The 13,877-nt window shown below is 63.2% G+C and carries 13 protein-coding genes; 6 read left to right on the top strand and 7 right to left on the bottom strand.

Annotation, left to right across the window (positions count from 1 at the left end):
* Positions 1-33: 33 nt before the first annotated feature.
* The 4 genes from NKJ18_RS01120 (at position 34) to NKJ18_RS01105 (ending at position 5,469) form a co-directional block, all read left to right on the top strand.
* Positions 34-2,595: an ATP-binding cassette domain-containing protein gene (locus NKJ18_RS01120; protein ID WP_352757704.1), complete on the top strand. Its 2,562-nt coding sequence runs from the start codon at positions 34-36 to the stop codon at positions 2,593-2,595.
* A complete protein-coding gene (locus tag NKJ18_RS01115; RefSeq protein WP_352757702.1) occupies positions 2,592-3,581 on the top strand; it encodes an ABC transporter permease in 990 nt (329 codons plus the stop codon). Before NKJ18_RS01120 ends, NKJ18_RS01115 begins: the two co-directional genes overlap by 4 nt.
* Before the next feature lie 46 nt (positions 3,582-3,627).
* Positions 3,628-4,629 (top strand): rhamnose ABC transporter substrate-binding protein, encoded by a 1,002-nt coding sequence (locus NKJ18_RS01110; RefSeq protein WP_031203833.1) that lies wholly within the window; start codon positions 3,628-3,630, stop codon positions 4,627-4,629.
* A 78-nt stretch (positions 4,630-4,707) separates the two neighbouring features.
* A complete protein-coding gene (locus tag NKJ18_RS01105; protein WP_023670042.1) occupies positions 4,708-5,469 on the top strand; it encodes a glutamine amidotransferase in 762 nt (253 codons plus the stop codon).
* A gap of 22 nt (positions 5,470-5,491) precedes the next feature.
* Here NKJ18_RS01105 and NKJ18_RS01100 read toward each other — a convergent pair whose 3' ends face one another.
* Entirely contained in the window at positions 5,492-5,923 is a 432-nt protein-coding gene (locus tag NKJ18_RS01100; RefSeq protein ID WP_023670043.1) for a MarR family winged helix-turn-helix transcriptional regulator, read from the bottom strand.
* A 151-nt stretch (positions 5,924-6,074) separates the two neighbouring features.
* On the opposite strand from NKJ18_RS01100, the gene NKJ18_RS01095 reads away from it, so the two are divergent.
* Positions 6,075-6,917 carry an alpha/beta fold hydrolase gene (locus NKJ18_RS01095; protein ID WP_352757700.1) on the top strand — a complete coding sequence of 281 codons (843 nt, stop codon included), beginning with the start codon at positions 6,075-6,077 and terminating at the stop codon, positions 6,915-6,917.
* A 98-nt stretch (positions 6,918-7,015) separates the two neighbouring features.
* Here the strand turns inward: NKJ18_RS01095 and NKJ18_RS01090 are convergent, their stop codons facing one another.
* Positions 7,016-7,930: an alpha/beta fold hydrolase gene (locus NKJ18_RS01090; protein WP_023817450.1), complete on the bottom strand. Its 915-nt coding sequence runs from the start codon at positions 7,928-7,930 to the stop codon at positions 7,016-7,018.
* 141 nt (positions 7,931-8,071) lie between these two features.
* Positions 8,072-9,316, bottom strand: coding sequence for an MFS transporter (locus tag NKJ18_RS01085; protein ID WP_023670046.1), 1,245 nt, complete (start codon positions 9,314-9,316; stop codon positions 8,072-8,074).
* Positions 9,317-9,519: 203 nt separating this feature from the next.
* Between NKJ18_RS01085 and NKJ18_RS01080 the strand changes: the two genes are divergently transcribed.
* Positions 9,520-10,392, top strand: coding sequence for an AraC family transcriptional regulator (locus NKJ18_RS01080; protein ID WP_352757698.1), 873 nt, complete (start codon positions 9,520-9,522; stop codon positions 10,390-10,392).
* 35 nt (positions 10,393-10,427) lie between these two features.
* Here NKJ18_RS01080 and NKJ18_RS01075 read toward each other — a convergent pair whose 3' ends face one another.
* From NKJ18_RS01075 to NKJ18_RS01060, 4 genes are all read right to left on the bottom strand, one after another.
* Positions 10,428-11,399, bottom strand: a complete 972-nt coding sequence (locus tag NKJ18_RS01075; protein WP_023683714.1) for a Bug family tripartite tricarboxylate transporter substrate binding protein — start codon at positions 11,397-11,399, stop codon at positions 10,428-10,430.
* Between the two features lie 146 nt (positions 11,400-11,545).
* A complete protein-coding gene (locus NKJ18_RS01070; protein WP_352545763.1) occupies positions 11,546-12,061 on the bottom strand; it encodes a hypothetical protein in 516 nt (171 codons plus the stop codon).
* A gap of 92 nt (positions 12,062-12,153) precedes the next feature.
* Positions 12,154-13,089: a ribose-phosphate pyrophosphokinase gene (locus NKJ18_RS01065; RefSeq protein ID WP_023686119.1), complete on the bottom strand. Its 936-nt coding sequence runs from the start codon at positions 13,087-13,089 to the stop codon at positions 12,154-12,156.
* 141 nt (positions 13,090-13,230) lie between these two features.
* Entirely contained in the window at positions 13,231-13,827 is a 597-nt protein-coding gene (locus tag NKJ18_RS01060) for a hypothetical protein (protein ID WP_352757696.1), read from the bottom strand.
* Positions 13,828-13,877 lie beyond the last annotated feature (50 nt).

The raw sequence follows: 13,877 nt of genomic DNA, 5'->3' as shown, positions 1-13,877 counted from the left end.
CAAATTGAAAAAATAACTAGACCGGGAGGAGACGTGCTGCACTCGGGCACACAAAGCGAAGCCGACGCTGCGGTGGTGCGGGCTGTTCCCGTTGCGCTGGTTCAGGCGGCGAAGGCTTTCGGCGGCACGATTGCGCTCAAGGACGCCTCCTTCGAATTGCGCTCCGGCGAGGTGCTGGCGCTGCTTGGCGAAAACGGCGCCGGCAAGAGCACCTGCGTGAAGCTTCTGGCCGGTGTGCATTCTCCCACCAGCGGTCATGTCGAGGTTGACGGCAAATCAGCCGTCTTCCATTCGCCGCATGACGCGCAAGCGGCCGGCATTGCGGTCATGCACCAGCATCCTGGCCTGTTTCCCGATCTGTCGGTGGCGGAGAACATCTATCTCGGCCACATGCCGCGCGACCGCTTCGGCGGCATCGACAATGCCGCCATGCTGGCCGGCGCCCGCAAGGTGCTGGCCACCGTCGGGCTCGACGTGCCGGCGGCAACGCGGCTGGGAACACTGCGTACCTCTGAACAACAACTGGTCGAGATCGCCCGCGCGCTGTCGCTGGATGCCCGCGTGCTGATCATGGACGAGCCCACGGCCGCATTGTCGCAACGCGAGGTCGAGCGGCTGTTTTCCGTCGTTGCCGATCTCAGGCTGCACGGCGTGGCGATGATGTTCGTCGGCCACCGCATGGATGAAATCTTCCGCATCGCCGACCGCATCGCGGTGCTGCGTGACGGGCGCCTGATCGGCGTCAAGCCGAAAGCCGAGCTTGGCCGCGCTGCCGCCATCAGCATGATGGTCGGCCGCGAAGTCACCGACCTCTATCCCGAACGGCGCCATGCCTCAGACGCGCTGGTGCTGGAGGGGAAGGGACTTTCGCGCGCCGGCGGCTTTACCGGCATCGACCTCAAGCTTCACGCAGGTGAGGTGCTCGGCCTTGGCGGTCTGGTCGGCAGCGGACGCACCGAGATTGCGCGCGTGCTGTTCGGTATCGACCGGCCCGACGCCGGCGAAATCCTGATCGACGGCAAGCCCGTGCAGTTCGCCTCGGCGCGCGACGCCATGGATGCGCGCATCGCCTATGTGTCGGAAGATCGCATGGGCCAGAGCCTGGTGATGGATTTCTCCATCCTCGACAATGCGGTGCTACCTGTTCTCGACAAGGCCGCACAACGCGGTCTCTACGGCACCGACCGCGCCATCGGTCTGGTGGCGGACTGGCTGAAGCGCATGAAGCTGCGCTTTTCCGGCTACGGGCAGCCGGTGAAAGAGTTATCCGGCGGCAACCAGCAGAAGGTGGTGCTGGCCAAGTGGCTGCGCACCGAGCCGCGCGTGCTCATCCTCGACGAGCCGACGCAAGGCATCGATGTCGGTACCAAGGCGGAAGTGCATGCAATGATCGCTGACCTTGCCGCGCAAGGCATGGCGATCCTTTTGATCTCGTCAGAGATGCCCGAGCTGATCGGCATGTGCGACCGCATTGTCGTGCTGCGCGAAGGCCGCCAGACTGCCGAGTTTTCGCGCGGGCAAGCCACGCAGGAAAAAGTACTGGAAGCGGCGACCAGGACCGATGAACGCGCCGGCCAGGCAGCGCAGATAGAACGCGCCGCCCGGGAGGAAAAGGCAAAAGGACCGTTCGATTTTCTGAGGCGGCGGGAATTCGGCCTGCTTGCGGCGATGCTCGCCGTCGCCATTCCGGTCACCATCATCAACCCGCGCATGGTGAGCGCGGCGAACCTCACCGCTGTGTCGATGGACGCGGCCTTGCTGATTGTCGCCGCACTGGCGCAGATGCTGGTGCTGATCACCCGCAACATCGACCTGTCGATCGCAGCTGTGATCGGCCTCTCCGCCTATATGGCGGCCAGCATGGTTCAGGCCTATCCCGGATTGGACATCGGCATCGGCCTGATCACCGCCTGCGCGGTCGGTGGCTTTGCCGGACTGCTCAACGGCCTTGTCGTTACCAGGGGAAAGATCCCGGCCATCGTCGTTACGCTGGCTTCGATGTCGATCTTCCGCGGTTTCAACTCGATCTGGGCGGCGGGCGACCAGGTCAGCGCCGACGAAGTCACGCAAGCCTGGCTCGACATGACCGGGCTGAAGATCGCAGGCGTGCCGCTGATCGTCATCATCGCTATTGTCATCCTGTGCGCCGGCTATGTGCTGCTCTATCGCACCGCAACCGGGCGCGAGCTGTTTGCCACCGGCTCCAATCCCGACGGCGCACGGCTGATCGGCATCCCGGTCGACCGGCGCATCCTGCTGGCCTTCGGCATGGCCGGCCTGCTCGGCGGCCTGTGCGGGGCGCTGTGGGCATCGCGCTATGCCACCATCGATGCCCGCGTCGCGCTCGGCTTCGAACTCACGGTGATCGCCTCTGCGGTGGTCGGCGGCGTCGCCATCCGCGGCGGCTCGGGCACGCTGCTCGGCATCATCCTTGGCGCGCTCACGCTCTTGGTCATCAAGAACGGGCTGACGCTGGTGCGCGTCGATCCGCTCTGGCTGCAGGGCGTCTATGGCCTGGTGATCCTGGTTGCCATCGGCATCGACACCTTCATCGTGCGGCGTGCCGAACAGGCGAGACAGGCGAGGGCGAGATGAGAAAGTTTATCCGCTCGATCGACTTCTGGGATCTGCTGCTGGCGACCGCCTGCCTCGCCGTCTTTATCTATGCGGCGGTCTTCGTGCCGAATTTCGTCTCCGGCTTCAACCTCTCGCAATTGGCCGCAAGCGCCTCGGAAAAGGCGTTGCTGATCCTGCCGATGACGCTGCTCATCATCACCCGCGAGATCGACCTGTCGATCGCCTCGGTGCTGGCGCTGACATCCGTGGTGTTTGGCCTGCTCGTCCAGGGCGGCGTGCCGACGCTGGCGGCCATTCCGCTGACGCTGGTCTTCGGCGGCCTGCTCGGCGCCTTCAATGGCTATCTGGTTTCAGGGCTGGGGCTGCAGTCGCTGGTGGTGACGCTCGGCACCATGGCGCTCTATCGGGGCATTGGCTACATCCTGCTCGGCACCGGTTCGGTCAACATATTGCCGCCGGCGGTCGTCGATTTCGGCATCAGCAATCTGCCGGGCACACAAATCCCGTGGACCATCGTGCCGTTCCTGCTGCTGGCGCCGATCTTCGCGGTGGTGCTGCAGAAGACGCCGACCGGCAAGCGCATCTATGCGCTCGGCGGCAGCCCCGAAGTGGCGCGTTTTTCCGGCATCGATACGCGCAAAATGGTGCTGAAGCTGTTCGTCGTTTCGGGCATGGTCGCAGCCATCGCCGGCATCGTCTATACCGCGCGCCTCTCCAACGCCCGCGCCAACAATGCGCTCGGCATGGAGCTCGATGTCATCACCATCGTGCTGCTCGGCGGCGTCAGCGTCTTCGGTGGTAAGGGGCGGCTCACGGGGGTCATGCTGGCGCTGCTGTTGATCGCCATCATCCGAAATGTGCTGGCGCTCAACCAGATCGGCGGCGATGCTCAAGGCATGATCATCGGCCTGCTTCTGATCGGCTCGCTGCTGGTCGGCAATTACTGGCGCTCCCTGGAGGAGCGGCTGTCAAGATCGCGCGTCCTGCGCGAAACCAAGGGGTGATCTCGGGCCCCTTTCTTCAAGCCCGAATTCTGACGGAGGAGACACAATGAAAGCGTTTAGAATAGCCCTGCTCGCATCCGCGGTTCTGCTTGCGCCGGCCTCGCTGGCCTACAGCCAGGAATGCGCCAAGGAACCGGTGACCGTCGGCTTCCTGCCCAAGCTCGACACCGATCCCTACTTCAAGGTGGCTTTCGGCGGCGCCGAGGAGGCTGCGAAGGAAATTGGCGGCACCGCCACCCAGGTTGCCCCTTCGCAAGCGACGGCCGAGGCACAGATCGAATTCATCAACAGCCTTGTGTCGCAGAAGGTCGGGGTCATCGCTATCGCCGGCAACGACGCCAATGCGGTTGCGCCTGCGCTGAAGCGCGCCGTTCAGCAAGGCGTCCGGGTGATCTCGTACGATTCCGACGTCGCGGCCGATGCGCGCGCGGTGTTCGTGAACCAGGTGAAGGGCGACAGTCTGGCCGAAATGATGCTGGAAAGCGCATTCAACCTCAGCGGCGGCGAAGGCGAGTTCGCCATCCTGTCGTCGACGCCGACGGCGACCAACCAGAACGCCTGGATCGACTTCATGAAGGCGAAGATGGCGGCAGAGCCGAAATACGCCAAGATGAAACTGGTGCAGGTCGCCTATGGCGAGGAGAGCGAGCAGGTCAACCAGCAGCAGGCCTTGGCGCTGGTGCAGGCGTTTCCGGATCTCAAGGTGATCATCGTGCCGGCAGGCATTGGCCTTCCGGCGGCCGCGCGCGCACTCGAGGAAGCCGGCATGATCGGCAAGGTCAAGCTGACCGGCCTTGCGCCGGCCACTTTGATTTCGAAATACATCAAGGATGGCTCTGCCCAGGATATCTGGTGGAATGTCACCGACCTCGGCTACCTGACCTATCAGGCGGCCCAGGCGCTGGCGCAGTGCAAGATCACCGGCAAGGAAGGTGAGAAGTTCACGGCGGGCAGGCTCGGCGAATACACGATCGGGGCCAGCGGCGAACTGATCCTTGGCCCGGCCAAGATCGTGACGCCGGAAAACCTGGCCGAGTTTAAGTTCTAAGCCTCCCAAGGCCCGGCGGGCGCCGGTTCAGCCGGCGCCCGCTCGTTCAATTGTCAGTCGAAAAGCGTGAGGGCGACGATGAAACTCTTGCTGGCAGGCGAGACCTTCGCGGCGACGACGTCGGTCGCTGCCGGCGGCGACGTTCTGACAAGTGCGACATGGGTGAATGGCGCGACGGCCTTCAATGCCGCCCTTGCCGCAGAGGGCATAGCGGTGACGCAGATCGGTGGCGATCGCTGCGCGGCCGAATTTCCGTATGACCTCGACGCGCTGGCCGAATACCAGGCGGTGGTGATCTCCGATGTCGGCGCGCTGACCTTGCTGGTCACGCCGGAGGCCCGCGCCGGGCGCATCGGCGTCAACCGCCTCGACGTCCTCAAGGCCTATGTCGAAGGCGGTGGCGGGCTGATGCTGGCCGGCGGCTATATGGGGTTCCAGGGCATGTTCGGCACGGCGCGTTTCCACGACACCCCGGTCGAGGACATCCTGCCCGTGCGCTGCCTGCCATTCTCGGACGGGCTGGAAGTGCCGCAAGGCCTGCAGCCGTCGATCCTTCAGGCGTCGCATCCAATCCTTGCCGGTGTCGCGGGCCCGTTGCCGCCGATCCTCGGCATGAACAAACTCGATTTCAGGCGCGATGGCTCGTCCCAGCTGCTGGCGACCTGCCATTATCGTGGCACGGACTGGCCGCTGCTTGCTGCTCGCAGCGTTGGCCACGGCCGCACTGTCGCCTGGGCGACGGATATCGGCCCGCACTGGCTGTCGCAGGACTTTCTCGGCTGGCCGCTCTACGGCAAGCTGATGGGCAACGTCGTGCGCTGGCTGGCCGGCAAGGATTAAGCCTGGCGTGTTTGTAGGGCAGCTAGTCCGGCTTGCTGCTCAACGCTTCGCGCAGCGCCTGGATCCGCCGATTCAAGGCATCGAGATCAGCCATCGTCATGCCCGAGCGTTCGATCAGGGTTTCGTTGAGGCAGTTGCACTGGACGAGCAGCGCGCGGCCGGCAGGCGTCAGGTCGACCTGCACTTGGCGCTCGTCCGTCTGGCTGCGCTGGCGGGTGACGAGACCGGCCTGTTCCATGCGCTTCACCAGCGGCGTGATGGTGCTCGATTCCAAAGCGAGCCTGTGCGCAATCGAGCCGACCGACATCCCGCCGGCTTCGGCAAGTGCGTTCAGCACGAGATATTGCGGATAGGTGATGCCCATCTCGTCCAGCATGGGCTTGTAGGTGCGATTGATTGCCATGCTGGTGGCGTAAAGCGTGAAGCAGAGCTGGTTGTCCAACGGGAGAGGCACGAGGCATTCCTTTTGCCGACTGAGCACATCAATATGTACCACGAAAAATGATATCGCGATACATATTTTCTGTAGACAAGGATTTGGACCTGCGCTAGTCGTATGGTTATCGCGATATTGATTATCGCGGAAGCAATCAATGGAGAGCGAGATGACCAAGCCCGGCAGCAGCACGATCACCACCAAGGACGGCACCGAAATTTTCTACAAGGATTGGGGAACGGGACAACCCATCGTCTTCCATCACGGCTGGCCGCTGAGCAGCGACGACTGGGACGCCCAGATGCTGTTCTTCCTGTCCAAGGGCTATCGCGTCATTGCCCATGACCGGCGCGGCCATGGCCGCTCCACCCAGACCGATACCGGCAACGAGATGGACACCTACGCCGCTGATGTCGCGGAGCTTGCGGCGCATCTCGACCTCAGAGACGCGATCCATGTCGGCCATTCCACCGGTGGCGGCGAAGTGGCCCGCTATGTCGCGAAGTACGGTTCCGGTGGCCGTGTCGCCAAGGCCGCACTGCTCGGCGCGGTGCCGCCGATCATGCTGAAGACGGCGGCCAATCCGGGTGGCCTGCCGATCGAGGTGTTCGATGGTTTCCGCTCCGCCCAGGCAGCCAACCGCGCCCAGTTTTTCCACGATATTGCGGCCGGCCCGTTCTACGGCTTCAACCGCCCCGGCTCCCAGGTATCGCAGGCTGTCGTCGAGAATTGGTGGCGCCAGGGCATGATGGGCGGCACCAAGGCGCATTATGATTGCATCAAGGCGTTCTCGGAAACCGACTTCACCGACGATCTGAAGGCCATCGACGTGCCGGTGCTGGTCATGCATGGCGACGACGACCAGATCGTTCCGATCACCGACTCCGCGCTGCTGGCTGTCAAGCTCCTCAAGAAGGGCGAGCTCAAGGTCTACAAGGGTTTTCCGCACGGCATGGCGACCACCCACGCCGATGTGATCAACGCCGACCTGCTGGCGTTCTTCAAGGCGTAGAATCGTTCAGTTGAATAGACATCGTCCAGTTGGATAGGCAAGGCACCCGCCGCCGGGCGGGTGCATTTGCTTTCGTCGAAATGTCAGCGGGACAGTGCCTATTTATCGAGAAAACCAGTGATCAGTTTGACGGTGTCGTCGGGGTTTTCCTCCATGATCCAGTGTCCGGAAGCGGGCACGATGCCGCCCGTGACATCGGTCGCAACAAGCCGCAGGAGATCGGCCTGCGTAGTGCCAGCGGATTTTTCACCGCCGACAGCCAGTACCGGCATGGTCAGTTTGCCGCCGGCGGCAAGCATCGCCTGGTTGTCGATCGCGTCCTGGTCAAACGCCTTGAACTGCTCGAAGGCGTCATGCATCGCATGCGGGCGGGCATAGAGTTTGGCGTAGTGCCTGCGCGTCGCCTCGTCGATCTTCTTGGGGTCAGCCGACAACTCGTTGTAGAAGCGGTCGAGATAGATGCGCTCGCGCCCCGCGACCAGCCGCTCCATATCAGGGCCGCGGAAGTTGAAGTGCCAAAGCAGCGGGCTTTGCTTGATCTTTTCCCAGTCGCCTATGCCGGGCAGCGGCGCGTCGATGATAACCCATTTGGTGATGCGCTTGGGATACTGAGCGGCGAGCGCATAGCCGACCATGTTGCCGATGTCGTGGGTGACGAGATCTGCCTTGTCGATCTTCAGGGCATCCAACACGCCGGCGATGTCGACGGCCTGGTTCTTCTTGGCGTAGCCCGCTTCCGGGTGGGCCGACAGACCCATGCCGCGCAGGTCCGGCACGATGACGGTGTGGTCCTTTGCGAGGGCGATGGCCGCGGCGCCCCACATGTCTCCGGTATCGGCAAAGCCGTGCAGCAGCACGACGGCGGGACCCTTGCCGCCAACGCGCACATAGAGTTTGGTGCCGTTGGTTTCGACGGACTGCGTCTTGAAACCCGGCGGAAAGGGAACGATGCGTGCCGTCGCCGGCAAGGTAACAAGAAGCACACCCAATACGGCCAATACGATCTTGCGCATGTCATCCCCCAGAGACGTCGAAGGCCCCAAGCCTTCGTTGATGACTATCTCTAGCAGGCTTTTCAACCAGCGCATGGTGAAAGAATCACAGAGGGCGCAGCAATGCCGCGCCCTGCGTCAAATCCGCAAAATCGACCGGTTTTATCTGGCCGCCGCTTGCGCCTTCCTGGCTTCCTTCATGTTGGGCAGGAACACCGTCAGCAGGCCGAGCAGCGGCAGATACGAGCAGATCTGGAAGACGAAATCGATGCCCTTCATGTCGGCGACGACGCCGAGCACGGCGGCTGCAATGCCGCCCATGCCGAAGGCGAAGCCGAAGAAGATCCCGGCGATGGTGCCGACACGTCCCGGCACCAACTCCTGCGCAAACACGACGATGTTGGAGAAGGCCGAGGACAGGATCAGGCCGATCAGCACCGTCAGCACCATCGTCCATTCGAAATTGGCGTAGGGCAGCGCCAGCGTGAACGGCAGCACGCCGACGATCGAGAACCAGATCATCGCCTTCTGGCCGTAGCGGTCGCCGAACGGTCCGCCGAGCAGGATGCCCAGCGCCGAGGCGCCGAGGAACAGGAACAGCATGACCTGGCTCATCTGCACCGACACGCCGAACTTATGGATGGAATAAAAGGTGTAGTAGCTGGAGAGCGAGGCGATGTAGGCGTTCTTGGTCAGCACCAGCAGCGTCAGCACCGCCAGCGCTCCCATCACCTTCTTGCGCGGGAAGGGGGAGACGAAGCTTGCCGCCTTGCGATTGCCCTGCGCGGCGCGCATCCGGCTGTACCAGCCGCCGACCCGCGACAAAACGATGATGCCGATCAGAGACCCGACGGCGAACCATGAAATGCTGGTCTGGCCGAAGGGCACAACGATGAAGGCAGCGAGCAGCGGCCCCATCGACTGGCCGAAATTGCCGCCGACCTGGAACAAAGATTGCGCCAGGCCAAAGCGGCCGCCGGAGGCAAAGCGGGCAATGCGCGAGGATTCCGGATGGAAGATCGCCGAGCCGATTCCGATCAGCGAGGCGCCGACCAGAAGCAGCGCATAGTGGCCGGCATAGGCCAGAACGATCAGGCCAATCAGCGAGGACGCCATGCCGTAGGGCAGCGAATAGGGCATTGGCCGCTTGTCGGTGATCATGCCGATGACCGGCTGCAGCAGCGACGCCGTGACCTGGAAGGTGAAGGTCAGAAGACCGATCTGCCAGAAATCGAGACCGTAATTCTCTTTCAGCAGCGGATAGATCGCCGGCAGCAGCGATTGCATGATGTCGTTGATGCCGTGGCAAAAGCTCACCGCCAGAATGACGGTGAAGGCGGTCGCCTGGGCTGAAGGGAGGCTGGCGCTTGGCTGCGGTGCAATGCTGGTGGCTGTCGTATCGGTCAAGGCAGGCTCCGAGGTCTTTTTGGCGGGTGTTTGCCCGCGGGCAGGCTTGGCGGCCGCTCCCGCGGACCGCCTTAAGGACGCTCGTCTGAAGCGCTTGGGCGACGCCCCTGCGGAGCGCCTTGGGGATGGCTGCCTTATAAGCCGCTTGCGAGGCGACTTCTTTCGTGGTTTGGTCCAATAGTTTCGCAAGTGGGCCATAGCCGATGCCACATGGCAGGGACATCTTCCGCGCCGGCAATGCCGATCTCGGCCGATTGCACGAAAGCCGCTGGCAGTGGCTGGAGGAGGTTTCCGGGCCGGCGGTGGCTTTGCCGACCGAATATCCGGACGGTTACCTCGTGCCGCAACACCGCCACAGCCGCAGCCAGCTGCTGCATGCGCTGGTCGGTGTCGTGCTGGTGACGACCAGGTACGGGCGCTGGATGGTGCCGCCCGACCACGCAATGTGGATACCGGCCGGCACCGAGCATTCTGTCGAAATGCTGGGCGACGTCTCGATGCGCTCGGTCTATGTCATGCCGGGCGCTATCCACGGCCTGCCGGAAGGCTTGCGTGTCGTCGGCGTCACCGAGCTGATGCACAGCCTGATCGTAGAATCGGAAAAGCTGCCGCAAGGTGGCGAACTGGAAGGCCGCGGCGGGTTGATCATGAACCTCTTGCTGCACGAGATCCCGACCTTGCCGGAACGGCCGCTCGGCCTGCCGTTCCCGTCTGATCCCAGGCTGGCGGCGCTCTGCCGACGCTTCGTGGCGGCACCGTCGCCGCATGCCACGATCGACGAGTGGGCCGATGCCGCGGGGATGAGCCGGCGCTCCTTCACCCGCGCCTTCCAGCGCCAGACCGGACTGTCCTTGTCGACTTGGCGCCAGCAGGCCTGCCTGTTTGCGGCACTTCCCAGGCTCGCCGATGGCGAGCCGATCACCAGGGTGGCGCTCGACCTCGGTTATGACAGCGTGCCGGCATTCATAACCATGTTCAAGCGCATGCTCGGCGCCTCGCCGCGCGGCTATATGCGCGGCGCCCGCGACGAAGGCATGCGGCGGGCTCAGCCTCGACTTGAGGCCCCGGCGCCGTAGCGCCAGGAAAAGCCCGCAGTACTTTGCCGTAGGCCCTAGTCCAGCTGAACGCCGCTGGCCTTGACGATCGGTTCCCATTTGGCGAGTTCGGCCTTCACATGCACTCCAAGCTCTTCCGGGGTGGAGGCCACGATCGAGGCGCTGAACTGGGCCATGCGGGCGATCACATCAGGGTCTTTCAGGGCTTCAACTGCCGCCTTCTGAAGAACGGCGACGACCTCCGGCGGCGTGCCTGCGGGCGCGAACAGAGCGTTCCAGCTGTAGGTTTCATAGCCGGGAATGGTTTCGGCAATGGCCGGTATGTCGGGGAAGGAGGGAACGCGCTCCTTGGTGGTGACGCCAAGCGCTCTCAGCGTCCCGCTCTTGATATGGCCCGATGAAGAGGGGAGGTTGTCGAACATCATCGGCACCTGATTGCCGATAACGTCGTTCAAGGCCGGTCCGGCGCCCTTGTAGGGAATGTGCTGCATACTGACGCCGGCCATCGTCTTGAAAAGCTCGCCGGAGAGATGCAGCGGGGTGCCATTGCCTGATGAGGCGTAGGCATATTTGTCCGGGTCCTTCTTCAGCATCTCGATCAGTTCCTTGACGTCCTTGGCGGGGAATTCAGGGTTTACGACCAGGACGTTTGGCACCAGCACGAGCAACGATATCGGCGCAAAATCCTTCTCCGCGTCGTAGGGCTTTGTCTTCAGGATCAGCGGGTTGAGCGCGTGGGTTGCGACCGTGCCCATCAGGATCGTGTAGCCGTCCGGTTCGGCTCGGGCGACCTGGGCAGCGCCGATGCTGCCCCCGGCGCCGCCGACATTTTCGACGACAATCTGCTGGCCCAGCTTTTCGGACATCTTGTTGGCGACCAGGCGCGCGACCAGATCCGTCGAGCCACCGGCGGAAAAGGGGACAACCATGGTGATGGTCCGGTCCGGAAAATCGGCGGCCCAGGCCGCCGGTGCTGAAAGGGTGGCTGCGATGGAAACCGCGAGCCCGAGCAAAGTCCTACGCCGCATCTGCTACTCCTCCGTTGATTGGAGGGGCAGTATGGCCATGGTGAACTCCTCGCACAATGCAACCATGGACTGACTGCCCGCCTCAGGAGATCGGGCTTGACACCGATGCTTCGGTTGGCGTGCGCGAGAACGCCTCACCCCTCAGTTCAATCAGCCTTGGTCCAGCTGAAAACAAGCCATTTGTATCGTGACGTCTCTTCAGGCTCGGCCGTGTAGGTCATCTGCATGTCGCCGCCCTCGGCGTAGATGTCGAGCCTGGGCGCCGTGTCCAGTTCGAGCCACAGGGAATCGTTCTTGAACGACCATGTCCCGCACCAGACGCAAGGCCCCGATGCCGGGTCACCCGGTTGGTGAAAATTGTAGCGGCCGTCCGCCGTGATCTCCAGATAGTCGAAGGCGCCATAAAAGGCGGTCACAGTCTGCTGAAATTCGGTCGCAGCCGCTTCCTGGTCGGGCTTCGCCGGCTCTTGCAGATCACGCGGTGGCCGGATTGCGGACCCTGCGATGCTCCATTTGCCGATGAAATCCTTTTCGGTGGGAAGATATTCCGTTTGCGCCTGCGCGGTCGAAACCGGAGCGATTGTCGGCGCATAGGCCGCGCTGGCGATGCCGATTGCGAGAAGCATTCCTGCGATGCCTGCAGCCTTGATTCGATTGCGCATCAGCTGGCTCCTTTCACGACGGTTTGGGGCAGATTCCAAAAACGAGATTACCCCCGAGCCAGGCCCGTGGGCACGCTTTTGGGCAACATGGATTAATCGAACAGGCTCGACACGGACTCTTCGGTCGCTGTGCGCGAAATCGCCTCGCCCATCAGGTCGGCGATGGAGATGACGCGGATATTCGGGGCGTCGAGCACGCCTTGCGTCGGCTGGATGGAATCGGTGATCACCAGTTCCTGCAGCTTCGAGCCGCTGATCCGGGCGACCGCACCGCCCGACAGCACGCCGTGGGTGATATAGGCGGTGACGCTGGTAGCGCCGTTGGCGAGCAGCGCATCGGCGGCGTTGCACAGCGTGCCGCCGGAATCGACGATGTCGTCGATCAGCAGGCAATCCTTGCCGGCGACCGCGCCGATGATGTTCATCACTTCGGATTCACCGGGACGTTCGCGGCGCTTGTCGACGATGGCCAGTTGTGCGTCGAAGCGTTTGGCGAGCGCGCGGGCGCGCACCACGCCGCCAATATCGGGCGAGACGACGACGACATTGGCAAGCTGTTTGTATTTTGCCTTCACGTCACGGGCCATCACCGGCACCGAGAACAGATTGTCGGTCGGAATGTCGAAAAAACCCTGGATCTGGCCGGCATGGAGGTCGAGCGTCAAAACGCGGTCGACGCCAGCGCGGGTGATCATGTTGGCGACCAGCTTGGCCGAGATCGGTGTGCGGCCCGAGGCCCGGCGATCCTGCCTGGCGTAACCGAAATAGGGGATGACCGCGGTGATGCGCTTGGCCGAGGAGCGCATGAAGGCATCGATCATGATGAGCAGTTCCATCAGATGATCGTTGGTCGGGAACGAGGTCGACTGCAGGATGAAGACATCCTCGCCGCGCACGTTTTCCTGGATTTCGACGAAGATTTCCTGATCGGCGAAGCGTCTGACGCTGGCCTTGCCCAGCGGGACATTGAGATAGCGGGCGACCGCTTCGGCCAGCACCCGGTTGGAATTGCCCGCGAAAAGCTTCATGCACCGTTCCTGGCGAAGGATGGGGAGGTCCTCTTAATCGGGCTTGTAGCGAGCCGTGCCGGTATTGCAAGCCTCGTTGACGGGAATCCGCCGGCTAATCTCAAAAACGTCAACAGTGAACGGAAGCCGGTAACAGGCGGATCAGCCGGCGCTGCCGCCGAGCCAGGCCGCGAACTGGTCGATCGTCTGGTCGGCGATCGCCTGCATGGTAGCGGGTGCAACCGCGGGCCAGCCTTCGGCGGCATTGACCGAGGGCGCCTTCTGCTGGCCATTGATGCGGTGTAGCCGGTTGCCAGCGGGGTCATAGACGTCCCAGACATAGATAACGGTGGTATCCTTGCCTTCCGTCATGGTCGAGAAGTAGCCCTTCAGCACATGGGTGGCGGCCTGGTCGGCGCTGCCGGCAAGGGTGATGCCGCGCTGCCTGGCGCGTGTCTGCAGTTCGGCCGTCAGCGGCGTTGCCGCTTCCACGGAGGCGCCGACGATCGGCGCGATCTGCAGCCGGGTCTTCGACAAAGCGGCGGCGCTCTGCGCGGGGTTGGCGGGTGTCGTGGCGCCGACGACCGGCGCTGGTGTGGCGGCGGGCGCGATGCCCGGGGCAGCCAAGGGCTGAGCCGGTTGGGCCGAGGCTGCCGGCGGCGTGATGGCGGACGGCTCAAGGACGTCCTTGGCATTGGTGCAAGCGGCCAGCACAAGCGCTGCGAGCAATGACACGGTCGTCACATGCGATCGTCTCATCTGCCCGAAAACTCCTTAGTCGCGAACGCCCCCGCGTGGACCAACCATTA

Source organism: Mesorhizobium sp. M0217 (assembly GCF_040321955.1).
Lineage (GTDB): Bacteria > Pseudomonadota > Alphaproteobacteria > Rhizobiales > Rhizobiaceae > Mesorhizobium.
Note: the sequence above shows the minus strand (reverse complement) of the source record. Positions and strands in the feature narration are given on the sequence as shown.